Origin of the sequence: Streptomyces sp. NBC_01092, assembly GCF_045039535.1 — a bacterium.
In the GTDB taxonomy this organism is placed as follows: Bacteria; Actinomycetota; Actinomycetes; order Streptomycetales; family Streptomycetaceae; genus Streptomyces.
Map to the genome: position 1 here is coordinate 4394175 of NZ_CP108659.1, position 24326 is coordinate 4418500.

Consider the following 24326-nt stretch of genomic DNA (forward strand, 5'->3'; position numbering starts at 1 on the left):
CGATCAAGTGTGCCGAATAATCAACGTTCCACCCATGAGCAACCACCGTCGGACGTTTGCCGACGTAGTGGCCTCTGACCTCGTCCCGAAGGACTCGGTAAGAAGTGCTCCTTAGAAAGGAGGTGATCCAGCCGCACCTTCCGGTACGGCTACCTTGTTACGACTTCGTCCCAATCGCCAGTCCCACCTTCGACAGCTCCCTCCCACAAGGGGTTGGGCCACCGGCTTCGGGTGTTACCGACTTTCGTGACGTGACGGGCGGTGTGTACAAGGCCCGGGAACGTATTCACCGCAGCAATGCTGATCTGCGATTACTAGCAACTCCGACTTCATGGGGTCGAGTTGCAGACCCCAATCCGAACTGAGACCGGCTTTTTGAGATTCGCTCCACCTCACGGTATCGCAGCTCATTGTACCGGCCATTGTAGCACGTGTGCAGCCCAAGACATAAGGGGCATGATGACTTGACGTCGTCCCCACCTTCCTCCGAGTTGACCCCGGCGGTCTCCTGTGAGTCCCCATCACCCCGAAGGGCATGCTGGCAACACAGAACAAGGGTTGCGCTCGTTGCGGGACTTAACCCAACATCTCACGACACGAGCTGACGACAGCCATGCACCACCTGTACACCGACCACAAGGGGGGCACTATCTCTAATGCTTTCCGGTGTATGTCAAGCCTTGGTAAGGTTCTTCGCGTTGCGTCGAATTAAGCCACATGCTCCGCTGCTTGTGCGGGCCCCCGTCAATTCCTTTGAGTTTTAGCCTTGCGGCCGTACTCCCCAGGCGGGGAACTTAATGCGTTAGCTGCGGCACCGACGACGTGGAATGTCGCCAACACCTAGTTCCCACCGTTTACGGCGTGGACTACCAGGGTATCTAATCCTGTTCGCTCCCCACGCTTTCGCTCCTCAGCGTCAGTAATGGCCCAGAGATCCGCCTTCGCCACCGGTGTTCCTCCTGATATCTGCGCATTTCACCGCTACACCAGGAATTCCGATCTCCCCTACCACACTCTAGCTAGCCCGTATCGAATGCAGACCCGGGGTTAAGCCCCGGGCTTTCACACCCGACGTGACAAGCCGCCTACGAGCTCTTTACGCCCAATAATTCCGGACAACGCTTGCGCCCTACGTATTACCGCGGCTGCTGGCACGTAGTTAGCCGGCGCTTCTTCTGCAGGTACCGTCACTTTCGCTTCTTCCCTGCTGAAAGAGGTTTACAACCCGAAGGCCGTCATCCCTCACGCGGCGTCGCTGCATCAGGCTTTCGCCCATTGTGCAATATTCCCCACTGCTGCCTCCCGTAGGAGTCTGGGCCGTGTCTCAGTCCCAGTGTGGCCGGTCGCCCTCTCAGGCCGGCTACCCGTCGTCGCCTTGGTGAGCCATTACCTCACCAACAAGCTGATAGGCCGCGGGCTCATCCTTCACCGCCGGAGCTTTTAACCTCCACCCAGGAGAGTGGAAGTGTTATCCGGTATTAGACCCCGTTTCCAGGGCTTGTCCCAGAGTGAAGGGCAGATTGCCCACGTGTTACTCACCCGTTCGCCACTAATCCCCACCGAAGTGGTTCATCGTTCGACTTGCATGTGTTAAGCACGCCGCCAGCGTTCGTCCTGAGCCAGGATCAAACTCTCCGTGAATGTTTACCCGTAATCGGGTGCACACATCACGAGAGCGGAACAGTCAGGCGGAATAGGCCCGACCGTTCACAGCGTCCTCGCTGTGTTTATTTCAAAGGAACCTCGTCCCAACCGGAAGACCGGCCGGAGACGGGGTATCAACATATCTGGCGTTGATTTTTGGCACGCTGTTGAGTTCTCAAGGAACGGACGCTTCCTTTGTACTCACCCTCTCGGGCTTTCCTCCGGGCGCTTCCCTTCGGTCTTGCGTTTCCGACTCTATCAGACCGTTTCCCGATCCGATTTCCTCGGTGCTTTCCAGGTTCCCGCTTTCGCGTTTCCCTTTCCGGCGGTTCCGACTTTATCAGAAGTTCCGGGCCGGATTGACCAGCCACTCATTTTCCGATTCATCGGGAGAGGCTTCTCGGGAATCGAAGTTCCACTGAAGCAGATAGACACTCACTCTGCCAGGCGGGACTGTATCCACTTCCAGGCAACTGTTCGAATCTACCTCCCCACGAGCTCCGTGTCAACGGCTCTTGTGGGGCGAAGAGGAGACTAGCAGCTCAACAGGCGTGCCCGCACATCAAGCCGCCGTCGGAACGGTCGCGCTGCGTTCGGCCGCCTCGAGGTCACCCGTGTCTCCGGCACGCGCGGCACGGCCGCCAAGGACATAGACGTATGCGAGGAAGGCCAGTTCAGCGACGACGCCGATGGATATGCGCGCCCAGGTGGGCAGGCCCGACGGAGTGACGAAGCCTTCGATGGCGCCGGAGACGAAGAGGACCAGGGTGAGGCCTATCGCCATGCCGATCGCGGCTCGGCCTTCCTCGGCGAGAGCTGAGCGTCGGGTTCGCGGACCCGGGTCGATGAGCGTCCAGCCGAGGCGCAGGCCTGTGCCGGCGGCTACGAAGACCGCGGTCAGTTCGAGGAGACCGTGCGGCAGGACGAGGCCGAGGAAGGTGTCGAGGCGTCCGGCTGAGGACATCAGGCCGAAGCCGACACCGAGATTGAGCATGTTCTGGAACAGGATCCAGAGCACCGGGAGGCCCAGGAAGACGCCGAGGATCAGGCAGAGTGCGGCCGCCCAGGCGTTGTTCGTCCAGACCTGGGCGGCGAAGGAGGCCGCAGGATGGCTGGAGTAGTACGTCTCGTACTGGCCGCCGGGGCGGGTGAGCTCGCGTAGTTCGCTGGGGGCCGCGATGGTGGCCTGGACTTCGGGATGGGTGCCTATCCACCAGCCCAGGAGAACCGCCACCAGGGTGGACAGGAGGGCTGTGGGTACCCACCAGTGGCGCGAACGGTAGACCGCGGCCGGGAAGCCGTATGCGAGGAAGCGTGTGACGTCGCGCCAGGAGGCGCGTCGTGTGCCTGTCACGGCGCTACGCGCGCGTGCCACGAGCTGGCTGAGCCGGCCGGTCAGCTGGGGGTCGGGCGCGCTGGACTGGATCAGGGAGAGGTGGGTGGCGGTGCGCTGGTAGAGCGTGACGAGTTCGTCGGCCTCGGCACCGGTGAGGCGGCGCTGCCGCCCGAGCAGGGTGTCGAGGCGGTCCCACTCGGCGCGGTGGGCGGTGACGAAGACGTCGAGGTCCATCTGCTTTCCTGCTCCCCGGCTGTTCGTCAGCGACTCGTCGTGGACGTCAGCTTGTCGTACTGCGGCGCGATGCGCCCTCAGCTTGGCAGACTGGCCATTCCGGGGGCAGGTCAGGGGAAGGACGGATGGCGTGAGTGAGCTGGTGACGGGCGAGGCCGTGGCGCTGGAGTTGCGCCCTGCGAAGCTGCCCAGCAGGGCGCTGGCCGTGCTGCTCGATCTGGCCGTGGCCTTTGTCGCCTACCTTGTCGTGACCTTCGGCGTCTTGGCCGCCACCACTTCTTTGGATGAGGCGGCGCAAACCGCTCTGTCGATCGCGATGTTCGTGCTGCTGCTGGTCGGCGGGCCGATCGCGGTCGAGACGCTCAGCCATGGGCGGTCGCTCGGGAAGATGGCGTGTGGGCTTCGGGTGGTGCGTGACGACGGGGGGCCGATCCGGTTCCGGCACTCGCTGGTGCGGGGCCTCATCGGCGTGATCGAGATTCTGATGACGCTCGGTGTCGTCGCCGTCATCGCTTCGCTGGTGTCCGCGCGCGGGCGGCGGCTCGGTGATGTGTTCGCCGGCACTCTCGTCGTACGGGAGCGAGTGCCCCTCACGCGGACGGGCTTCGTTCCGCCGCCTCCGCCGTGGTTGGCCGGGCGGTTCTCGGGGCTCGACCTCTCAGCGGTTCCTGATGGCCTGTGGCTCGCCGTTCGTCAGTACCTGACGCGGATGCAGCAACTCGACCCACAGGTCGCATGGACTATGGGCGAGCGCCTCGCGGCGGACCTCGCGGGGCGTACGGGTGCTCCGGCTCCGCAGGGTGTGCCGCCGGCCGCCTATCTGGCCGCGGTTCTTCAGGAGCGGCAGGCGCGGGAAGCGCGGCGCGCCTTCGGCAATGGGTCGGCCGGGGCGTCTGCAGCCGCACCGCATCCGTGGGCACCTGCTGCTGCCGGGCCCGGCGCGGGCCTTACGCCGGTCGGTGGTCCGTACGCGGCTCCGGCTGGTGGGGATCATTCGCCCGCGGCGCGAGACGCCGTACGGCAGCCCTCTGCTCCGGTGCCGCAGGACGCGCCGCCGGACGACCGGCCTGCCACCGGATTCGCTCCCCCTGCCTGATCTCCCCAGCCGCGCGAGGGCTGGTTCCGGCAGCGGGCCCTACGGCTCCGCGAGCCCCGTCGCTCTGCCGCGTGCCTCTGACCCCTCTCGCTCAAGTGAACGTCGACGGCGGTGAGTCCAGGTCCTCCAGTTCGATGCCGGGGGCCGCCAGGACCACGTCGCCGGCGATGTGTACGGCGTGCTGCTCGCCCGTGTCCAGGGCTGTGACCTGGTATTCGTCCACGGCCAGGGGGGCGTTGTCAGTGGCGTGTGTTTCTCTTTTCACCAAGGCCCAGGACTGGTCCACGGTGCGGGGGGCGAGGACCGGATCCGTGAAGGTCACGAGGCGGACGCGGGTTGCCGAGGCGGAAGGGGTGAGGCGCAGGAGACGGGTGGTGGCGATGAGGAACGCCGGGGACGTGCCGGTGAAGGCGTGGGCGCGGACATTGCCTTCCGTGGCGTGAGTTCCGGTGGGGTCGGTGCGGACCCAGGTGACGCCGTCCAGGGCGGCGCCGCGTACCTGCCAGCCGCCGGCGTGGAGTTCGAGACGGATGGGTCGGCCGAGTTCGTCCAGGGTGAGGTCGACGGAGCCGCTGTGATCGCCCGCGGGGGTGGTCAGCTGGGAGACATAGCGCCAGCCGGAAGGGCCGGGGGCGCAGTGGAAGTGCTCTTCTGCGAGGGGGGTGTGATCGTGCGGATCGTGGAGCGAATAACGGCCGCGGGGCATCGGGGTCCTGGGGCTTGACGGACGGGCTGGTCCCGGCCACTCGATCGAGCCGATGAGGCTGCGTGGGCCGGCCATGTGGGCCAACGGGGCAGGCCCCCGGCACGGGGGTGCGGGGGCCTGCCTCGGAGGAACTGCCGCTGCGAAGCTCGCCGGTGCTGGTTCCCTGCGCGGGCGCGGGCCGTGAAGTGGTGCTCAGCGGCACCGCGTCTGCGAGGAACCGGCTCGGCGGTGGCTCGGCTCAGTAGCGGTAGTGGTCCGACTTGTACGGGCCCTCGACCTCGACGCCGATGTAGGCGGCCTGCTCGGGGCGGAGCGTCGTCAGCTTCACGCCGAGCGAGTCCAGGTGGAGGCGGGCGACCTTCTCGTCCAGGTGCTTGGGCAGCGTGTACACACCGGTCGGGTAGGCGTCCGGCTTGGTGAACAGCTCGATCTGCGCCAGCGTCTGGTCGGCGAAGGAGTTGGACATCACGAAGGACGGGTGACCGGTCGCGTTGCCCAGGTTCAGCAGGCGGCCCTCCGACAGCACGATGAGGACCTTGCCGTCGGAGAACTTCCAGGTGTGGACCTGCGGCTTGACCTCGTCCTTGACGATGCCCGGGATCTTCGCCAGGCCGGCCATGTCGATCTCGTTGTCGAAGTGACCGATGTTGCCGACGATCGCCTGGTGCTTCATCTTGGCCATGTCCGAGGCCATGATGATGTCCTTGTTGCCGGTCGTGGTGATGAAGATGTCGGCCTTGTCGACGACCTCGTCGAGGGTCGTGACCTGGTAGCCGTCCATCGCCGCCTGCAGAGCGCAGATCGGGTCGATCTCGGTGATGATCACGCGGGCGCCCTGGCCGCGCAGGGATTCCGCGCAGCCCTTGCCGACGTCGCCGTAGCCGCAGACGACCGCGGTCTTGCCGCCGATGAGGACGTCGGTGGCGCGGTTGATGCCGTCGATCAGGGAGTGGCGGCAGCCGTACTTGTTGTCGAACTTCGACTTGGTGACGGCGTCGTTCACGTTGATCGCCGGGAACAGGAGGTCGCCGTCGCGCTGCATCTCGTACAGGCGGTGGACGCCGGTCGTGGTCTCCTCGGTCACGCCGCGGATCTCGGAGGCGAGCTGGGTCCACTTCTGGGAGCCGTCGGTGATGGTGCGGTTCAGGAGTTCGAGGATGACGCGGTGTTCGTCGTTCTCGGCGGTGTCGACGGACGGGACCTTGCCGTCCTTCTCGTACTCGACGCCCTTGTGGACGAGGAGGGTGGCGTCACCGCCGTCGTCCAGGATCATGTTCGGGCCGCCGGTGGGGGTGTTCGGCCAGGTCAGGGCCTGCTCCGTGCACCACCAGTACTCCTCCAGGGTCTCGCCCTTCCAGGCGAAGACCGGGACGCCCTGGGGGTTGTCGGGCGTGCCGTTCGGGCCGACGGCGACGGCGGCGGCCGCGTGGTCCTGGGTGGAGAAGATGTTGCAGGACACCCAACGGACCTGGGCGCCCAGGGCGACCAGGGTCTCGATCAGGACGGCGGTCTGCACGGTCATGTGCAGCGAGCCCATGATGCGGGCGCCGGCCAGCGGCTGGGTGGCGGCGAACTCCTTGCGGATCGCCATCAGGCCGGGCATCTCGTGCTCGGCGAGGGTGATCTCCTTGCGGCCGAAGTCGGCCAGGGAGAGATCGGCGACCTTGAAGTCCTGTCGGTTCTCGACAGTCGTCATTACGAGCTGCTCCTCGGGGTTGGGGCGAGGGTGGGTACGGCTGGTCTGCGCGGCGGCGGACACAGGAGTGCCCGAAGAGGACACAGGCATGCCCGCGTACACGCAGCGCAGTCCGTCGGAGGCCCTCTCTCCCTCGGCCGGTCCACATCGGGACCGCCCGACCGCCATCAGCAGCGACGTCTGGCTCTGTCCCAAGCTACACCGGGACGCCCGGCCGCCCCCAGTCCGCCTCCGGACAGATCGCGCCATCGGGGTGGTCGGGAAGGGGGCGTCGAGGCGAGTCTCAGGGGTGGGTGGCAGGTCCGGTGACGGTCGGGTGGGGGAGCGATAACAGGACACCAACGAACGGTTCACAGGTGGCGACAGACCGGGACACTGCGGACTCTTTGCCCCTTTGAGCCTGCGGCGGGGTGGTGCAGGATGCCTGGAGATCGGAACGAGATCGGGAAGATCTGATCGATCTTGCGGGGCGCCCGGGAGGGCGTTTGCGCACGACAATGGCGTTAGGAGATCGACGTGACCAGTCCGGCCGGCCGTCCCCCCACGGGCAGCGGCAGTGGCGAGCAGAAGCGGTTGAAGCTGCTCGCGGTGACCGCGTGCCCGACCGGCATCGCCCACACGTACATGGCGGCTGAGAAGCTCGCGCAGGCTGCCGAGAGCCGCGGCATCGACATGAAAGTGGAGACCCAGGGATCCATCGGGGCTGAAAACGTCCTCGATGACAACGATGTCAAGCATGCCGACGGCGTCATCATCGCCGCGGACAAGGACGTGGACCTGAGCCGTTTCGCGGGTAAGCGGGTGCTGACCGTGGGAGTGGCGGAGGGTATTCGCCACCCCGAGCAGCTGATCGAGCGGGTGATGTCGGCGCCCGTGCACGCGGCAGGGAGCGCCCCCACGGCTCCCGCGGCGGGCGGTGGCAAGGAGCGGAGCGTCGGGTACAAGGCGCTGATGAACGGGGTCAGCTACATGATCCCGTTCGTCGTGGTCGGCGGGCTGCTGATCGCGATATCGCTCTCGCTCGGCGGGCACACGGACCCGTCGGGCGGTCTGGTCATCCCGAAGGACTCCTTCTGGATGGACGTGAACAACATCGGCGTCATCGGCTTCACGCTGATGGTGCCGATCCTGTCCGGTTACATCGCGTACGCCATCGGGGACCGGCCCGCTCTCGTGCCCGGCATGGTCGGTGGCTGGATCGCCAACACCGGTGAGCTGTACGACTCCAAGGCGGGTGCCGGGTTCATCGGGGCGATCGTGACCGGGTTCCTCGCCGGCTATCTGGTCTTGTGGATCAAGAAGGTGAAGGTCCCGAAGTTCGCGCGGCCGATCATGCCGATCATCGTGATCCCGATCGTGGCGACCACGGCGCTCGGCATGTTCTTCATCTACGTCATCGGCAAGCCGATCTCCTGGGTGTTCGAGAACCTGACCGACTGGCTCAGCGGGATGACCGGTACGAGCGCGATCCTGCTCGGGGCGATTCTGGGCCTCATGATCGCGTTCGACATGGGCGGGCCGGTCAACAAGACGGCGTTCCTGTTCGGCGCCGGGCTCATCGCGACCGGCAACCAGACGGTCATGGGCATGTGCGCGGCCGCGATCCCGGTCATGCCGCTCGGCCAGGGCCTGGCCACGCTGATACGCAAGCGGCTGTACACCGAGCAGGAGCGGGAGACCGGGCTCGCCTCGCTGTTCATGGGCTGCTTCGGCATCTCCGAGGGCGCGATCCCGTTCGCGGCGGCGCGCCCCGCGCAGGTCATCCCCGCCAACATGCTGGGCGGCGCGGTCGCCGGCGCGATCGCCGGAGTGGCCGGCGTCGAGGACGCGGTGCCGCACGGCGGGCCGATCGTGGCGGTGCTGGGCGCGGTGAGCGGTGTGCCGATGTTCTTCGTGGCCGTGGTGATCGGGTCGGTCGTCACCGCGTTGACGACGGTCGCCCTTGTCGACCTGCGTGAGCGCGGGCGGCGCGAGGACGCGGGAGTCGGGGCGGGTGTGCCCGAGGTTGCGCTGGTCGGGGCGGGCGTCGGAGCAGCGGGCGCTGGTGGTGGCGTAGAGGTCGTGAAGCGGGGGGCCGTACCCGAGCAGGGCGGTCCGGCCGAAGCGGTCGCAGAGGTCGACTCGGCCGAAAGCGACGACGTCTCGGGGGAGGTTCTCTCCGGGTATCTCACCGCGCAGACCCTGAAGGTCCGGATCGACGCCGGTGACAAGGAGGCCGCCATCCGCGAGATGGCGGAGTTGCTGGCGCGCAGCGGCAAGGTCGCGGATGTGGACGAGTTGGTGGCCACCGCGCTGCGGCGGGAGGCGCAGGGCACGACCGGGCTCGGGGAGGAGATCGCGATTCCGCATGCCAAGACGGATGCGGTGAGCGCGCCTGTCGTCGGGTTCGCGCGGTCCGCGCAGGGCGTCGAGTGGGACTCGCTGGACGGTACGAAGGCGAGGCTCGTGTTCATGATCGCCGTACCGGAGGCGGCAGCGGGCGATGAGCATCTGCGGATTCTGGCGCTGCTGTCGCGGAAGTTGATGGACGCGGAGTTCCGGGAGCGGCTGCTGGCGGCCGGGGACGAGTCCGCGGTGCTCGGTGTGCTGGGCGAGATCCGGTAGCCGGGGGTCGGAGCTAGGAGCGTCGTGTGCGGGCCCGCCGGCCATGGGGCTGTGGGCCCGCATGGACGGTTCACTGCTGACCGCTACCCTCAGCCGCCGCGGAGGTTCCGCCTGGGGAGGGAGTGCTGATGGGGCAGGCGCGAAGACTCGCGGTCTCGGCGTGGGTAGTGGGTCCGTTGGGGCTGGCGCTCGTGATTGCGTCCGTGCTGTGGCTGCGGACGGGCTATGTGCTGTCCAGCGTGTCGAGCGAGAGCATGCGGCCCACGTACGACATCGGCGACCGGATCGTCGCCGAGCGCGTCGGCGACGAGGTGAAGCGGGGCGACCTGGTGCTGTACACGGCGCCGGAGCGCTACGGCGAACCTGCCGTCATGCAGCGCGTCATCGGCGTCGGCGGCGACCGCGTCGTCTGCTGCGAAGGTATGGACACCGCGCGGGAGCGGATCACCGTCAACGGGAAGCCGCTCAGCGAGCCGTACGTGAAGGACGGCATCGCCGACGGGATGCACCGCCCGTACGAAGTGACGGTGCCCGAGGGGCGGCTGTTCCTGCTCGGCGACCACCGTCAGAACTCGCGCGACTCCCGTTTCTTCACCGAGGACCACGGCGGGACGGTGCCCGCCGGCGCGGTCATCGGCCGGGTGACCGACAGCCATGTGATGCCGCTGCTGCTTGCGGCGGCCACCCTGCTCGGGCTCCTTCTCGCGCTCGCCGGCCTCGGCCTCGGGGTCGCGGCACGCAACATTCGGCGGCGGCCGGCGGCGCAGGTTGCGTTGTGGCCGGAGCGGTGGTGACGATCCCGGTTCAGCGGTGGTGACGGTCCCGGTCCAAGGGATACGGGGGTACGGGGGGGTACGAGGGATACGTCGAGATACACGATGGGGCCCGCCGATCGACTCGGCGGGCCCGATCGCCGTACGGACAAATGCCCTACGGCGAGCAGTCGTACGGAACGTCAGTGCTCGGCGTCGCCGTGCTGTGCCGGTCCCCCGGGTGTCGCCTCGCGGTCGGCGCCCTTGGCGGCCTCGGTCTCGCTGTAGATGTCGGGCTCCAGGTAGATGACGCGGGCGATCGGGACGGCCTCGCGGATGCGGGCCTCGGCGGCGTTGATGGCGGAGGCGATCTCGGCGCCCGTGTCGCCCTGCGGGACGGCGATCTTGGCGGCGACCAGGAGCTCCTCGGGGCCGAGGTGGAGCGTGCGCATGTGGATGATGCGGGTGACCACGTCGCCATCGACGATGGCGGCCTCGATCTTCTCTTCGTCCTCGGCGCCCGCGGCCTCGCCGAGCAGCAGCGACTTGGTTTCGATGGCCAGGACCACCGCGATCAGGACGAGCAGGACGCCGATGCAGATGGTGCCGATGCCGTCCCAGACGCCGTCGCCGGTGAGCAGGGCCAGGCCGACGCCGCCGAGGGCGAGGACCAGACCGACGAGCGCGCCGAGGTCCTCGAGGAGGACGACAGGCAGCTCGGGGGCCTTGGCGTGGCGGACGAACTCCTTCCAGGACTTCTTGCCCCGCAGGACGTTGGACTCCTTGATGGCCGTCCGGAAGGAGAAGGTCTCGGCGATGATCGCGAAGACGAGGACGCCGACCGGCCAGTACCAGTGCTCGATCTCGTGCGGGTGCTTGATCTTCTCGTAGCCCTCGTAGAGGGCGAACATGCCGCCGACCGAGAACAGGATGATCGAGACGAGGAAGGCGTAGATGTAGCGCTCGCGGCCGTAGCCGAAGGGGTGCTGCGGGGTCGCCTCGCGCTTGGCCTTCTTGCCGCCGACCAGCAGCAGGGCCTGGTTGCCGGAGTCGGCGAGCGAGTGCACGCCCTCGGCGAGCATCGACGACGAGCCGCTGAACGCGAACGCAACGAACTTCGCTGCCGCGATCGCGAGGTTGGCGGCGAGTGCCGCCACGATCGCCTTGGTACCGCCTGACGCGCTCATGTGTCGCGTTGTCCCTTCGCCTTCGTCTTCGTACGCCCATGCGTCCGTACGCCGTCCAGGGCGTCGCCGAGGGAGCGCGCGGCCCCGCTCGGCTTTGCCCGTCCTTTGCCCGGTGGGCCATTGTTGCAGCCCGGTCCGACAATGGTGCGCCGGGTCGTGAGATGCCCTCGGTCAGGCGACGACCGTGGCCCGGAAGACCGTACCGGCTCCGGACACTTCGGCCTTTTCGCCCGCCGGCACGAAGACGGACTGACCGGGCGTCAGCTCGTGCTCCCCGACACGGACGGCACCCGCCGTGCAGAGCAGGATCTGCGGGGTCGCGCGCGTGAGGTCGTGCGCGACGGTGCCCTCCGGGAGGACGTAGCGGGACAGGCGGAACTCGTCGATCGGCGTCTCGTAGACCTCTTCGCCGTCCGGGGACGCCTCGGGGCGCAGCACGCCCGGGTCACCCGCCTCGAAGCGGACGACGCGCAGGAGTTCGGGGACGTCGACGTGCTTGGGGGTCAGGCCGCAGCGCAGGACGTTGTCGGAGTTGGCCATGATCTCGACGCCGAGGCCGCTGATGTAGGCGTGCGGGATGCCGGCCCCGAGGTAAAGGGCCTCGCCGGGCTGCAGGCGGACGTGGTTGAGGAGCATGGCGGCGATGACGCCGGGGTCGCCCGGGAAGTGGTGGGCGATGTCGGCGTACGGGGCGTACTCGCCCCCGAGGCGGGCGCAGGCGGCCGCGGCCTCGGCGACCGTGCGGGCCATCTCTTCGCGGTCGGCGCTGAGGATCGCGGTGAGCACCTCGCGCAGGGCCGCTTCCTCGGGGTGGGCGTGCAGCAGGTCGACGTACGGCTTGAGGGAGTCGACGCCGAGGCCGTCCAGCGCGTCGGCGGCCTCGATGGGGTCGCGGAAGCCGCACAGGCCGTCGAACTCGGTGAGCGCGCAGATCAGTTCGGGCTTGTGGTTGGCGTCCTTGTAGTTGCGGTGGCCCGCGTCCACCGGGATGCCGCGGCGCTCCTCGTCCTCGTAACCCTCCTTCGCCTGCTCCAGGTTGGGGTGCACCTGGAGGGAGAGGGGGGCGCCGGCGGCAAGGATCTTGAGGAGGAAAGGCAGGCGGGGGCCGAACTTCGCCACGGCCGCAGCGCCCAGCTCGCGCTCCGGGTCGGCCTCGATCGCCTCGACGAGCGTGCCGCGTTCGGTGCGCGAGGGTGCGCCCGGGTGCGCGCCCATCCACATCTCCGCCTGCGGTTCGCCGGTCGGCTCGACGCCGAGGAGCTTCGCGATCGCGGTGGTGGAACCCCAGGCGTAGGGGCGGATGGTGTTGTCGAGGCGGTCCATGCGGCTGTCTGCCTGCTCTCTTCGGGTAGGCGGGTTCTCTTCGTGCAGGACGCCTGTTCGCCTTGTATATGCCTGCCGGTTGCTGCGGCGTACGGCTGTCAGGGCGCCCTGAGACAGATCAGGCTCCCGAAGCGAGCGCCAGGTAAACGGCGGCGAAATCCGTGATGGCGATCAGTTCCGCGAGGGCCTCCAGCTCGCCGCCGGCCTCCGGCTCCAGTTCGCTGATCGGCGTGTCGTGGCTGAGAGCCAGCTCGCGAGCGGCGGGCGCGGCGGTGAGGCCGCCGATCGGACGGTCGCGCAGCAGGACCACGCGCGCGTGCAGGGCCGGTGTCTCCTCCACGCGGTCGCGGAAGAAGTCGTCGGGGTCCGCGCTCCCCGCGAGCCGGCCGGCGAGCAGGGCGTGGTACGAGGCGAGCGCCTCGGGCAGTTCGGCAACCAGGGCGGGGCGGCCGGAGAGCTCGGCGAGCGCGGCGGCGAAACGGCGGCCGGCCGGGCCCGCGGAGACGCCCTCGGTCCAGATCAGGGGGAGCGAGTCGGCGAGTTCGGTGGCGAGGGTCTTGGCGGGGTTGCTGTACGTCGCGATGGCGGGGCCGCAGCGCTCGGCGATGTGGTCGAGGCGGTCGGCGATCTTCTCGACCGCGTCGGGCGGGGCGGTGAGCATGCCGGTGCGGTCGAGGAGCGCCAGGAGCGGGGTGAGCAGCGCCCACAGGACGCCGGGGGCGGAGGCGGCGAGGGCCTCGTCCTCGTCGTACGGGGCGGTCGCCATCGGTACGAAGAGGCCGTGGTTGCCGTGCATCGCCTCGGTGAGCGGGGTGGCGGCGGGGGCCACGGCGACGACCGTGCAGCCGCGGCGGTACGCCTGCTCGGCGAGCAGGGCCAGGCCGGGCTCGGTGCCGTCGGGGGTGGTGATCAGCAGCAGGTCCACGGAGCTGGCCCAGCCGGGCAGCTCCCAGCGCAGGGCGCCCGCGGCGGGGGCGACGCCGGCCGGGGCCAGTCGGGTGACCGGGCTGGTGGCGCCGGCGAGAGTGCCGAGGAGGTCGGCGACGCAGGTGGCGGCGGCGCCGGGGCCCGCGATGAGGATGGCTCGGGGGCGGCCGTCCGGCTTCAGGTCGTGGACGCCGGCCTCGGCGGCGTGCCGGGCGGCGGTGCGGACGCGGGCGCCGGCTTCGGCCGCGCCGCGCAGCAGGGCACGGCGGTCGGCCTCGGCGAGTGCCTCCGGCGTGTCGAGCAGCGATTCGTCGAGCATGGGCGACAGCCTCCGATCGCCGGGGCGGGTTTGGGCGCTGGTGTGGCGGGGCGTTGTGCCGGGGCGGCGTCTGTACGGAGTCAGGTCGTCGTGCTCTTTGGCCCCGTGGCCGTGGGCCCGGTTACGCGGGGCGGCGGGCCTCGTCCACGAGCAGGACGGGGATGCCGTCGCGGACCGGGTATGCCAGGCCGCAGTCCTGGCCTGTGCAGATCAGCTCTGCGTCCTGCTCCTTGAGAGAGGCGTGGCAGGCCGGGCAGGCGAGGATCTCCAGGAGGCCGGCTTCCAGCGGCATGGCGGGTCCCTTCTGGGGCGGGGTGGGTGGTGCGTGCGGGTGTGCGGATGTGCCTGGTCAGCGTACCGCCGGTGGGGGCGGGGTGTCGGGGTTGGGCGGGGCTGTGTGGTTGCCGCCGGGTTTCTCGCCCCCGCCGCCCCTACCCGTCCCTCCCCCAAGCTCTCGGCTTCGCTCGAGCAGGGGGGACCCCCATCCAGGGGCTCTGCCCCTTCGACCCCGGCCGGTATCTTGCCGGCATCTGGGGGCTGCCGCCCCCAGGCCCCCGCTTCGGCCCTGAAAGGGCCTTGTCCTCGAACGCCGGACGGGCTGACATTGCCCGGACCGGCGTTGAAGGATGACGCCCCTGTGGGCGGGTGGGGGCTGGGGATGGCGTGGCCTCGGCCTCGGACGCCGGACCGGCCGAGAGATGCCGCCGGCGTCAAGATGCACCGCCTACGCCGCTCAACCCCTGATGATCGCCAATGCCTCGTCCCGTACCTTCGTCATCGTCCCCTCGTCCCGCGCCTCCGCGTTCAGGCGGAGGAGGGGCTCCGTGTTGGAGGGGCGGACGTTGAACCACCAGTCGGCTGTCGTTACCGTCAGGCCGTCCAGCTCGTCCAGTTCCACGCCCTCGCGGCCCTCGTACGCGGCCCTGATCGCGGCGAGGCGGTCTTGCTGGTCGGCGACCGTGGAGTTGATCTCGCCGGAGCCGGCGTAGCGGTCGTACTGGGCGACCAGGTCGGACAGGGGGCCCTCCTGGCCGCCGAGGGCGGCCAGGACGTGGAGGGCGGCCAGCATGCCCGTGTCGGCGTTCCAGAAGTCCTTGAAGTAGTAGTGGGCGGAGTGCTCGCCGCCGAAGATCGCGCCGGACTTCGCCATCTCGGCCTTGATGAAGGAGTGGCCGACGCGGGTGCGGACCGGGGTGCCGCCGTGCTCCTCGACGACCTCGGGGACCGACCAGGACGTGATCAGGTTGTGGATGATCGTGCCCTTGCCGCCGTGTCTGGCGAGTTCGCGCGAGGCCACCAGGGCGGTGACGGCGGACGGGGACACGGGCTCGCCGCGCTCGTCGACGACGAAGCAGCGGTCGGCGTCGCCGTCGAAGGCGAGGCCCAGGTCGGCCGACTCGTCGCGGACCCGCTTCTGGAGGTCGACGAGGTTCGCCGGGTCCAGCGGGTTCGCCTCGTGGTTCGGGAACGTGCCGTCGAGCTCGAAGTACATCGGGACCACGTCCAGCGGGAGGCCCTCGAACACGGTCGGCACGGTGTGGCCACCCATGCCGTTACCCGCGTCGACAACGACCTTGAGGGGGCGGATCGCGGTCAGGTCGACCAGGGAGCGAAGGTAGGCCGCGTAGTCCTCCAACGTGTCCCGCTGGGTGATCGTGCCCGGCGTCGCGGTCGTCTCCGGGGCGCCCGACTCGGTCCAGCCCTCGACCAGTTCGCGGATCTCGGCGAGGCCGGTGTCCTGGCCGACCGGGGCGGCGCCCGCACGGCACAGCTTGATGCCGTTGTACTGGGCCGGGTTGTGCGAGGCCGTGAACATCGCGCCCGGCAGGTTCAGGGCGCCCGAGGCGTAGTAGAGCTGGTCCGTGGAGCACAGGCCGATCTCGGTGACGTCGACACCCCGGGCCACCGCTCCGCGTGCGAACGCGCGGGACAGGCCGGGCGACGAGGGGCGCATGTCGTGACCGATCACGATCGCGCTCGCGCCCGTCACCTGGACGAAGGCTGCGCCGAAGAGCTCGGCCAGTGACTCGTCCCACTGGTCCGGGACGACCCCGCGCACGTCATACGCCTTCACGAGCTGTGACAGATCAGCAGCCACGGCCAACCCTTCTGAAAGTCCTGTCGGTCACCCCAAACTACCCGCCCGCACTGACACTGCGGCGGGTGCCCGGTGAGTGGACCCCGAGCCGTAACCTCAGGTCAGCGCGGACGTCAGGGCAGCATCCAGCCGAGGACCGGCGAACTCTGTCCGACCACGATCAGGCACATCACCAGCAGCAGTCCGAGGCTCCACGGCAGCACCCGCCGCAGCAGGTCCCCTTCCTTGCCCGCGAGACCCACGGCCGCGCACGCGATGGTGAGGTTCTGCGGCGAGATCATCTTGCCGAGCACACCTCCTGAACTGTTGGCGGCGGCCAGGAGTTCCGGCGACAGTCCCGACTCCCGCGCCGCCGTCACCTGCAACGCCCCGAACAGAGCGTTGGCCGAGGTGTCCGACCCGGACACCGCCACCCCGAACCAGCCCAGGACCGGCGAGAGGAACGCGAGCCCGGCCCCGGCCGCCGCCACGAAGTAGCCGATGGTGGCGGCCTGCCCGGACAGGTTCATGACGTACGCGAGCGCCAGCACGGACGTCACGGTCAGGATGGCGAACCTCAACTCGTGCACGGTGGCGGCCCACTCCCGGACGGCCACGCGCGCGTGCACCCCCAGAACGACGGCCGTGCACACCCCGGCGAGCAGCACGAGCGTGCCGCCGGTGGACACGATCGGCCAGCTGAAGACATTGCCGCTGACCGCTTCGCCGTCCGGGTTCACGACGTTCAGGAAGGGCCAGTCGTAGGTCTGGGTCGCGTCGGCCAGCCAGTCCTTGACCACGGGGATCTGGGCGATGGAGAAGATCACGACGATCAGCGCGTACGGCGCGTAGGCCCGCACGACCTCCCCGCGCGGATCGTCCTCGTCCAGCTCCTCGCTGCGCGACCCGGTCAGCACGGACGCGCGTACCGCCTCGGTGGCGGGCACGCGCGCGTGCGGCACGGCGACCAGGGCGCCCGCGCCGGCCAAGGCGGCCCCGATGTCGGCGAGTTGGGCGGAGACGTAGTTCGAGGCGGCGAACTGGGCGACGGCGAAGGCGAGGCCGCACACCACGGCGGGCACCCAGGTCTCCCGCAGCCCGCGCCGCCCGTCGACGAGCCCGACCAGCACGAGCGGCACGACGAGCGCCAGCAGGGGCGTCTGACGCCCGACCACGGAGGCGACGTCGTCCAGCGGCAGCCCGGTGACCTGGGCCAGGGTCACCACGGGCGTCCCCATCGCACCGAAGGCGACGGGCGCCGTGTTGGCGACCAGCGCGACCACCGCCGCGCGCACCGGCTCGAACCCGAGCGCCACCAGCATGACCGAGCAGATCGCGACGGGCGCCCCGAAGCCGGCGAGGGCCTCCAGCAGGGCCCCGAAGCAGAAGGCGACGACGAGTGCCTGGATGCGCGGGTCGTCCGACAGCCGCCCGAACGACCGCCGAAGGATGTCGAAGTGCCGCGTCCGGACGGTCATCCGGTACACCCACAGGGCGTTGACGACGATCCACAGGATGGGAAAGAGCCCGAAGACGGCTCCCTGGGCGCCGCTGGAGAGCGTCTGCCCGAGCGGCATGCCGTACGCGAGCCAGGCGACCAGGACGGCCGCCAGCAGCCCTGTGAGCCCGGCGAGATGGGCCTTCATCCGGACCCCGCCGAGCAGGACGAGCACGATCACCAGCGGCAGGGCCGCCACCAGGGCGGACAGTCCCAGTGAGCCTGCTACGGGCTCCAGTTCCTGGACGTACACGGGCGCCTCCCCGGATTCCGTCATACGGAAAGCGATTTCTCGTTCCGGCATACGGAATGGTCGTGTCCGCGACAACGGCCCGTCAATGCCCGTGCATCACTCAACGAAACGAGGCGTCAGGACAAGGGGGCAAAACCAAGAAGGGCGGGGAGGCGAAGAGGAATCAATCGTCAGTTGTCGGGCGAACGGAGCACCCTGAGGTGGCCGCGCCGCGCGACCTCCATTGGGTCGGCCCCACGGCCGCCGCCCCCGCCGGCCTGCGCCGCCCGCTCCTGCGGACGGGCCGCCTCACGCACCGCGTTGGCAAGCGCTTCCAGGTCGTCCCCGCTCGGGCGGGCCGGAGCGGAACTGTCCAGCAGGCGCACGACCTCCCACCCGCGAGGGGCGGTGAGGCGCTCGGAGTGCTCGGCGCACAGGTCGTAGCAGTGGGGTTCGGCGTAGGTGGCGAGCGGGCCGAGGACCGCGGTCGAGTCGGCGTAGACGTACGTCAGCGTCGCAACGGCGGGACGGCCGCAAGCGGTGCGCGAACAGCGACGTACAGGGCTCACGACGTTGGACGGTACCGCACTCTTGAGCGGGCCGCGACGACTCTCCCCCAGGTCACCCCACCGTGTCGTGCCGTGGAGCGCCCCACGCACCCCTCCCGTCCCAGCCTTCTGACCTGCATAAAAGCCGCGTTGCGAGATACCGGTGACTTGCAGAACCGGTCACCACTCGCCACAAAACCTAACAATTACCTCGACTTCGACGGTCTCGGAGAGAAGCGGAATCGAGCCCAAGCTTGGCTGGAATGGTCATCTGCCGACATGCCGTACGGGTGAGGGGACACCGCTCCCACCACCCGCCGCGATCGGACACGCACCGGCGGCGAGGACTACGCTTCATCAGTGATGGACACCCCTGTACCGCCCCGTGCCGCAGGCCCCGGGCCCCGCCGACGTGATCGACACGGACGGGGCATGCGCGGCCCTATCGCACCACCCCAGGTCCCGCTCGCCGCCAGCCGCGCCGACGTCTTCGCCGACCTGGTCCAGGACTCGGTGGAACGTCTGGAGCGCCGCTGGCCCCAGCTGACCGACATCGATTTCCTGGTCCTGGAGGTCCCCCGCCTGGACGGCCGCACCTGGAACGACGAGGCGGTCCCCCTGGGCGGCACGATCCCCGCCCGCGAGGGACGCCCCGCACGCGTCGTCATCTACCGGCGCCCGGTGGAGATCCGCACCAAGGGCCGGGACGAGCGAGCGGCCCTGGTCCACGAGGTGGTCGTGGAACAGGTCGCCGAGCTGCTGGGCCTCACGCCGGAGACGGTGGATCCCCGCTACGGCGAGGACTGACGACCGTCGGCAGTCGCCGCCCGGCGGGGCCGGGTGCTACTTCTGCAGCACCGACAGATCCTCATCCGCCTGGGGCACGGCCACCATGCCCCGGTCGTCCGGCAGCGCCTGCACGGTGAAGCCGGACACCCCGTCCTCCGTCACCGCCAGCGTGCGCGACGCGTACACCGGCCCGCCCGACACCGTCTCGACCGTCAGCGCGTACGTGCCCTTCAGGCCGCTCGGCACCGGGATCTCCACCTCCTGGGTGGTACCGCTCTTGACCGTGTACGTCTTCGACGCGGCCGTACCGCCCTCGCTGCCCGCCGACGCGGTCACCTTGACCTTCGCCGTACCGAACGGCGCCGTCACGGACAGCGTCGTGCCCTTCTCGCGGTTGTCGACCACCGTCGCGCGCGTACCGACGGCCCGGCTGGCCGGGATGAACGCCGTCTCCTGCTTGGCCCCCTTGCCACGCATCACGCGCAGCGCCGCGACCACCGGCACGGAGTGATCGGTGGGGGTCAGCACGAGCGACCCCGCCTCCCCGCGCATCACGTCACCGAGGTCCACCGCGCTGGTCATCCCGCCCTTGACGTGCAACGTCTCATTCCCGGCAGGCGTGATCGACCCGGACGGCGCAGCGAGCCGCACCTTCAGATCCGCGTCCGCCTCCCCCGGCGCGAACGCGACCAGCCGCACCGCCGTGGCGTCCTTGGGAATGCCGGGCAGCACCAGGCTCCCCGAGGGATCGGTCGACGCCGCCAGCCAGTCACCGCCGAGCTTGTCGTCCAGGGCCTGCACCGAGGCGCCCACGCGACCGCTGCGCACAGTCACGTGCACGGTCACGTTGTCCTGCTTCTCGCTGGTGAGCGTGGACAGGAGTATCGGCTCGCCGGAGTGCGGCTGAACCGTGATCCCCTCCCCCACCGTGGTCTCCAGGGCGCCGTCCTTGCCATGGAGCTCGATGTCGACGACGGCGGCGGAGTCGTCGGGGTTCGTCAGATGCACGTAGTCCGTGCGGTCGGGAGCCGTGCTGGCCCCCGGAAACCAGAACTCCGTGTCCGGCGCGGTGCAGTTGACGCCCTGGAGCCCACGCCCCGTGCCCGCCGCGACCTGCGTGGTCTGCTGCACGGTCCAGCCGGGCGCGAACTTCCCGTCGGCGGTCCCGACGAGCGCCGGTGAGTCGGCCCCGGAGGCGTCCTCGCTCACCGGCGTCCCCGGCTCCTTGGCCGCCAGGACGGGCTTGTCGGCCTCCGCGGGCTTGCCGCCCTTGTCCGTCTTCTCGTCCTTGCCGCCCTTGCCGTCGGCCGCGGGTCCCGACCCCTCCCCCGCGGACAGCAGTGCGGCCTTCCCACCGCTCGCCGTCCCCTTGGTAACCGGCGTGAACGAGGTGTACGTCGTCTCCGCGAGGTCCGAGGTGCTCGGCGCCGGACACACCAGGCTCGTGCGCTCCACCGGCAGCTCGGCAGCCGCCTTCGCGGTGTTCGCGCCCGACACGTCCGGCGACGTCAGCGCCGCGAGCCCGGTGACGGCGGCCAGGGCGCCGACGCCGGCGATCAGGGACAGGGTGGTGCGGTTCACTGCTGGCTCCCGTCGGAACGCTCGCTGCCGTGCTGCTGCTGTTGCTGCGCCGGGTCGTATGCGGCGTCGTAGCCCTGCTGGTAGGTCTGGTCGTACGAGGGGTCGTACGTCCCGCCCTGCGACTGACCGCCGTACGCGTACGGGTCGTACTGGCCGCCCTGATACGGATCCGCCTGATACGCCTGGTCATAGCCGTCGCCGGCCGGATACTGCTGCTGGCCGGCCTGGTACTGCTCGCCGCCGTAGTTGCCGTACTCGGCGCTCGCGTAGTGGGGTGTGTCCCACTCTCCGTAAGGGGTCTGCTGCGGAATCGCCGTGGACGGCTCCTGAGTCGGAGGGGGCGGGAACTCCTCGCCCTGGCCGCCCTCTTCGGCCTCGGCCTGGGCGCGCAGCCGGCGGGCCCGGCGTCCCTCGCCCGCCATGGCCTCGGCCGGGACGGGCGCCTCCTCGGGCAGGTCGTCGTCGATGTCACGACTGCGTCCGGGCAGCGCCATCACGACGAGCACGAGGGCGAGGAAGCCCTGGGCCCACAGCCAGGCGGTGTGGCCGATCGGGTCGTCGTAGGTGACGTCCAGCCTGCCGCCCTCGACGGGCAGTTCGAAGCCCTGGGCCCAACCGTCGACCGTGGTCGGGGTGAGCTCCTTGCCGTCCAGGGTGGCCGTCCACCCGTCGTCGGTGCTGTCGGCGAGACGCAGGACCCGCCCGTCGGCGCCGGCCGGAATCGTGGTGTGGATCTCGACGGGCCCGGCGGCGACCGGCGCGGGCTCACCGGCACCGGCCGCCCCCGATCCGGCACCCGCGACGATGGCCGCCCGGGACACCTGCCGGTCGATCCGCCACAGCGCGCTGCCGTTCTGCTCGCTCAGCCGGGACAGCCCCGGCGTGGCGTCCAGCACGCGCGTGACGTCGCGCGGCGCCCCCTTGTGGACGAGGACGTAGCGCACCGCGAACGCGCCCAACTGGTCCGCCTGGTCCGCGCCGGATCCGGCGACGAGGTTGGCGACGATCTTGTCGAGCTTGGCGTTCTCCCCGTCGGCCACGGCGAGTTCGGCGTCGCCGAGGCGGGCGCCGGAGCCGCGCACCAGCATGTAGCCGACGTGGGCCGAGGAGTCGCTGTCGAGGACGAGGGTGCGGGCCTGGTCGCGGGTGCCGCTCTCCTCGGCGACGAACGCGGGGACCTGCACGGGATCACGCCGCTCCAGCGGCCCGTCGGCGCCGCCGATCATCCAGCCGGCGGCGACGAGCAGCGGGCCCGCCGCCGCGGTGAAGGCGATCAGCGCGGCGACCGGCTGACGCCAGCCGAAGCTCTGCTCGGCCACGCGCGAGCGTGCCCCGTCGGCGCCGAGCAGCGCGGCGGCCAGGAGGGCGATGCCGTAGACGAGGGTCGCAGGACCGGCCCAGGTGGAGCTGTTGGACAGGACCGCGAAGACGAAGCCCAGCAGGGCGACCGCCCAGGCCGTCCGGATGCCCAACTGGCGCTCGGAGCGCAGCAGGGCGGCCAGCGCGGCCAGCACGACGCCGATGAGCATCAGCCCGCTGACGGTGCCGGGCCCGCCGGGGCTGGCGCCGAGGAGGTCCAGGGCGGAGGCGGCCGAGGAGCCGTACTCCAGACCGGCCTCGCGGAAGAAACCGAACGGAAGCAGCGACAGCGACCAGGGCGCGAGCACCAGCAGAGGCACGCCGAACTGGGCCAGGAAGCGCAGTCCGTACGCGGTGATCTCGGTGCGCCGCACCGCCAGCAGTCCGATGCCGAGGAGCAGCGCGATCGGCCACACGATCGGCGTGAAGGCCGTGGCGATCGTCAGCAGCAGTGCGTACGCCCAGGTCGCGCGCCAGCTGCCGCGCGCGCCGGAGCTGCTCGCCAGGCCGCTGGCCGCGATGCCCGCGCGGGCGATCAGCGGCAGCAGGACGGCGAGTACGGCGGTGCCGATGCGGCCGCCGGCGAGGGCGCCGGTGGCGGCGGGCAGGAAGGCGTAGACGACGGCCGCCCACGCGCGCAGCAGCCGCGACTCGACGAGCGGGCGGGAGGCGAAGTAGGCGGTGAATCCGGCCAGCGGCACCGAGCAGACCAGCAGCAGGGTGACCGCGAATCCGGTCGAGCCCAGCAGGGCGGAGGCGAGCATCGCCACGAGCGCGAGGTACGGCGGCGCGGACGGGGTGCCGCCGGCGCCCACCGGATGCCAGGCGTCGAGGTAACGGGACCACAGCTCGCCGGATTCGGCCGGGGCGGGCAGCAGGGCGCCGCCCGCGAGGGCACCGCTGCCGAGGAGTTGGCGGCAGGCGATCAGCGAGACGAACAGCAGCACCAGGAAGAGCACCGGGCCCGGCTTGCGGGCGATGCGCTTGAGGCGTGCGAACTGTTCTATCTCCAGGAAGTCGGCGTCGTCGCCGCCGGGTCCGGACTCGACCGCGCTGCCGTGCCGTCCCGCTCCGGAGGCCACTTCGGGGTCGGAGCTGCCGGTGAGGTTGCTCGCGACCTGCTCGACGGTGGCCCGCACGGTCGCGCCGGGCGGCGGGAACAGGGCCCGCAGCTCGCCCTTGTCGATGACGGGACTCCCGCGCCTGCGCCGTCCGGCGATGATCCGCTCGGGGCGCAGGAGGGTGCCCATGAGGCCGCGGATCTCGTCGAGGGCCTGTCCGGGGACCTTGCCGACGAGGTAGGCGAGGGTGCGCAGGACCGTGCCGAACACCAGGCGCAGGAGCACCCAGGGCAGCACGGCCGTACGCGTGTTGACGAGCAGGGTGTAGACGGCGCCCGCCTTGTCGACCTTGTGCGGTGAGGCGGCGGTGCGGCCCACGCAGTCGACGGTGCGGCGCTCACGGGAGGACGCCTCGGCGTGTCGTACGACCGCCTCCGGGGCGACGAGGACGCGGTGCCCGGCGGCCGTGGCACGCCAGCACAGGTCGACGTCGTCGCGCATGAGGGGCAGTCGCCGGTCGAAGCCGCCGAGCTCCTCGAAGACGTCGCGCCGGACGAGCATGCCGGCGGTGGAGACGGACAGCACGGGGCGCACGTGGTCGTGCTGGCCCTGGTCCTGTTCGCGGCGGTCCAGGCCGGTCCAGCGGCGGCCGGAGTTGGCGATGGTGACGCCGACCTCGAGGAGCTGGCGGCGGTCGTACCAGCCGCGCAGCTTCGGGCCGACGACGGCGACGTCGTCGCGCCCCAGCTCGTGTTCGTTCTCCACGACGCGCAGCAGCTGGGCCAGGGCGTCGGGTTCGGGGGCGCAGTCGTCATGCAGCAGCCACAGCCACTGGACCGGTTCCCCGTGCGGCAGTTCGGGCATGTCGTAGGCGTCGTCGCGCCAGCTGCGCGTGACCGGGTCCCAGCCGCTGGGCCGTTTCAGATACGGCAGCTCGTCCGGGGTGAGGTGGGGCGCGGTGCGGTGGGCCTCCTCGACGGCCTGGCCGAATCCGGTGCGCCTGGCGAGGTGCAGCACTCGGTCGGCGCCGAGGGCGTCGGTGACCAGCTGCGCGGACGGGTCCGCGCTGCCGGTGTCGGCCGCGACGGCGAACTGGACGGGGCGCTCCTGGCCGAGCAGCCCGGCGAGCACGTCGGGCAGCCAGCGGGCGCCGTCGTGGGAGACGAGCACCGCCGTCACCACATGACGCGGGAACTCAGGTGTGGCAGCGGCGTCGTGATGGGCTGCCGTGTGGCTGTGCACGGACATCGAGGTACGGGCCCCGGTTCGATGGACTGCGGTGGACGCCTGTGTCCCTGGGGGACAGCGGGGCGTCTCGGACGAGCGACCACACTATCGGCTGGGCATCACGGCGGCC

The 24326-nt window shown here is 70.1% G+C and carries 16 protein-coding genes and 1 rRNA gene; 4 read left to right on the forward strand and 13 right to left on the reverse strand.

Features of this window, described 5'->3' with window-relative positions:
* Nucleotides 1-115 precede the first annotated feature (115 nt).
* Together OG254_RS19710 and OG254_RS19715 are read right to left on the reverse strand one after the other, a co-directional pair.
* Nucleotides 116-1641, reverse strand: a 16S ribosomal RNA gene (locus tag OG254_RS19710).
* Between the two features lie 565 nt (nt 1642-2206).
* The gene (locus OG254_RS19715; RefSeq protein WP_405583489.1) at nt 2207-3214 is read right to left on the reverse strand and encodes a stage II sporulation protein M; all 1008 of its coding nucleotides are present in this window, start codon (nt 3212-3214) and stop codon (nt 2207-2209) included.
* A 130-nt stretch (nt 3215-3344) separates the two neighbouring features.
* Here OG254_RS19715 and OG254_RS19720 point away from each other — a divergent pair, with 130 nt between their 5' ends.
* Nucleotides 3345-4310: an RDD family protein gene (locus tag OG254_RS19720; protein ID WP_405583491.1), complete on the forward strand. Its 966-nt coding sequence runs from the start codon at nt 3345-3347 to the stop codon at nt 4308-4310.
* A gap of 91 nt (nt 4311-4401) precedes the next feature.
* Here OG254_RS19720 and OG254_RS19725 read toward each other — a convergent pair whose 3' ends face one another.
* Nucleotides 4402-5016: a hypothetical protein gene (locus OG254_RS19725; protein WP_405583493.1), complete on the reverse strand. Its 615-nt coding sequence runs from the start codon at nt 5014-5016 to the stop codon at nt 4402-4404.
* 238 nt (nt 5017-5254) lie between these two features.
* Nucleotides 5255-6712, reverse strand: a complete 1458-nt coding sequence (gene ahcY, locus OG254_RS19730; protein ID WP_405583495.1) for an adenosylhomocysteinase — start codon at nt 6710-6712, stop codon at nt 5255-5257.
* A 516-nt stretch (nt 6713-7228) separates the two neighbouring features.
* Between ahcY and OG254_RS19735 the strand changes: the two genes are divergently transcribed.
* Together OG254_RS19735 and lepB are read left to right on the forward strand one after the other, a co-directional pair.
* Nucleotides 7229-9316 (forward strand): fructose-specific PTS transporter subunit EIIC, encoded by a 2088-nt coding sequence (locus OG254_RS19735; RefSeq protein WP_405583497.1) that lies wholly within the window; start codon nt 7229-7231, stop codon nt 9314-9316.
* 128 nt (nt 9317-9444) lie between these two features.
* On the forward strand, nt 9445-10110 hold the full coding sequence (gene lepB, locus OG254_RS19740; protein WP_405583499.1) for a signal peptidase I: 666 nt from the start codon (nt 9445-9447) through the stop codon (nt 10108-10110).
* 161 nt (nt 10111-10271) lie between these two features.
* Here the strand turns inward: lepB and OG254_RS19745 are convergent, their stop codons facing one another.
* The 7 genes from OG254_RS19745 to OG254_RS19775 form a co-directional block, all read right to left on the reverse strand.
* Nucleotides 10272-11255, reverse strand: coding sequence for a cation diffusion facilitator family transporter (locus OG254_RS19745; RefSeq protein WP_405583501.1), 984 nt, complete (start codon nt 11253-11255; stop codon nt 10272-10274).
* A 171-nt stretch (nt 11256-11426) separates the two neighbouring features.
* The gene (gene manA, locus OG254_RS19750; protein WP_405583503.1) at nt 11427-12578 is read right to left on the reverse strand and encodes a mannose-6-phosphate isomerase, class I; all 1152 of its coding nucleotides are present in this window, start codon (nt 12576-12578) and stop codon (nt 11427-11429) included.
* A 118-nt stretch (nt 12579-12696) separates the two neighbouring features.
* Nucleotides 12697-13824 carry an SIS domain-containing protein gene (locus tag OG254_RS19755; protein WP_405583505.1) on the reverse strand — a complete coding sequence of 376 codons (1128 nt, stop codon included), beginning with the start codon at nt 13822-13824 and terminating at the stop codon, nt 12697-12699.
* Nucleotides 13825-13945: 121 nt separating this feature from the next.
* Nucleotides 13946-14116, reverse strand: a complete 171-nt coding sequence (locus tag OG254_RS19760) for a Trm112 family protein (RefSeq protein ID WP_351201417.1) — start codon at nt 14114-14116, stop codon at nt 13946-13948.
* 441 nt (nt 14117-14557) lie between these two features.
* Nucleotides 14558-15922 carry a phosphomannomutase/phosphoglucomutase gene (locus OG254_RS19765; protein ID WP_405583508.1) on the reverse strand — a complete coding sequence of 455 codons (1365 nt, stop codon included), beginning with the start codon at nt 15920-15922 and terminating at the stop codon, nt 14558-14560.
* Between the two features lie 113 nt (nt 15923-16035).
* Nucleotides 16036-17652: an L-lactate permease gene (locus tag OG254_RS19770; RefSeq protein WP_405595084.1), complete on the reverse strand. Its 1617-nt coding sequence runs from the start codon at nt 17650-17652 to the stop codon at nt 16036-16038.
* 170 nt (nt 17653-17822) lie between these two features.
* Complete coding sequence (locus OG254_RS19775) at nt 17823-18200, reverse strand: DUF3499 domain-containing protein (RefSeq protein ID WP_256333189.1); 378 nt, start codon at nt 18198-18200, stop codon at nt 17823-17825.
* 342 nt (nt 18201-18542) lie between these two features.
* On the opposite strand from OG254_RS19775, the gene OG254_RS19780 reads away from it, so the two are divergent.
* Nucleotides 18543-18986, forward strand: coding sequence for a metallopeptidase family protein (locus OG254_RS19780; RefSeq protein WP_093746253.1), 444 nt, complete (start codon nt 18543-18545; stop codon nt 18984-18986).
* Nucleotides 18987-19022: 36 nt separating this feature from the next.
* On the opposite strand, the gene OG254_RS19785 is transcribed toward OG254_RS19780, so the two are convergent.
* Together OG254_RS19785 and OG254_RS19790 are read right to left on the reverse strand one after the other, a co-directional pair.
* A complete protein-coding gene (locus OG254_RS19785) occupies nt 19023-20549 on the reverse strand; it encodes a DUF5719 family protein (RefSeq protein ID WP_405583510.1) in 1527 nt (508 codons plus the stop codon).
* A complete protein-coding gene (locus tag OG254_RS19790) occupies nt 20546-24217 on the reverse strand; it encodes a glycosyltransferase family 2 protein (RefSeq protein ID WP_405583512.1) in 3672 nt (1223 codons plus the stop codon). Before OG254_RS19790 ends, OG254_RS19785 begins: the two co-directional genes overlap by 4 nt.
* Between the last annotated feature and the right edge of the window lie 109 nt (nt 24218-24326).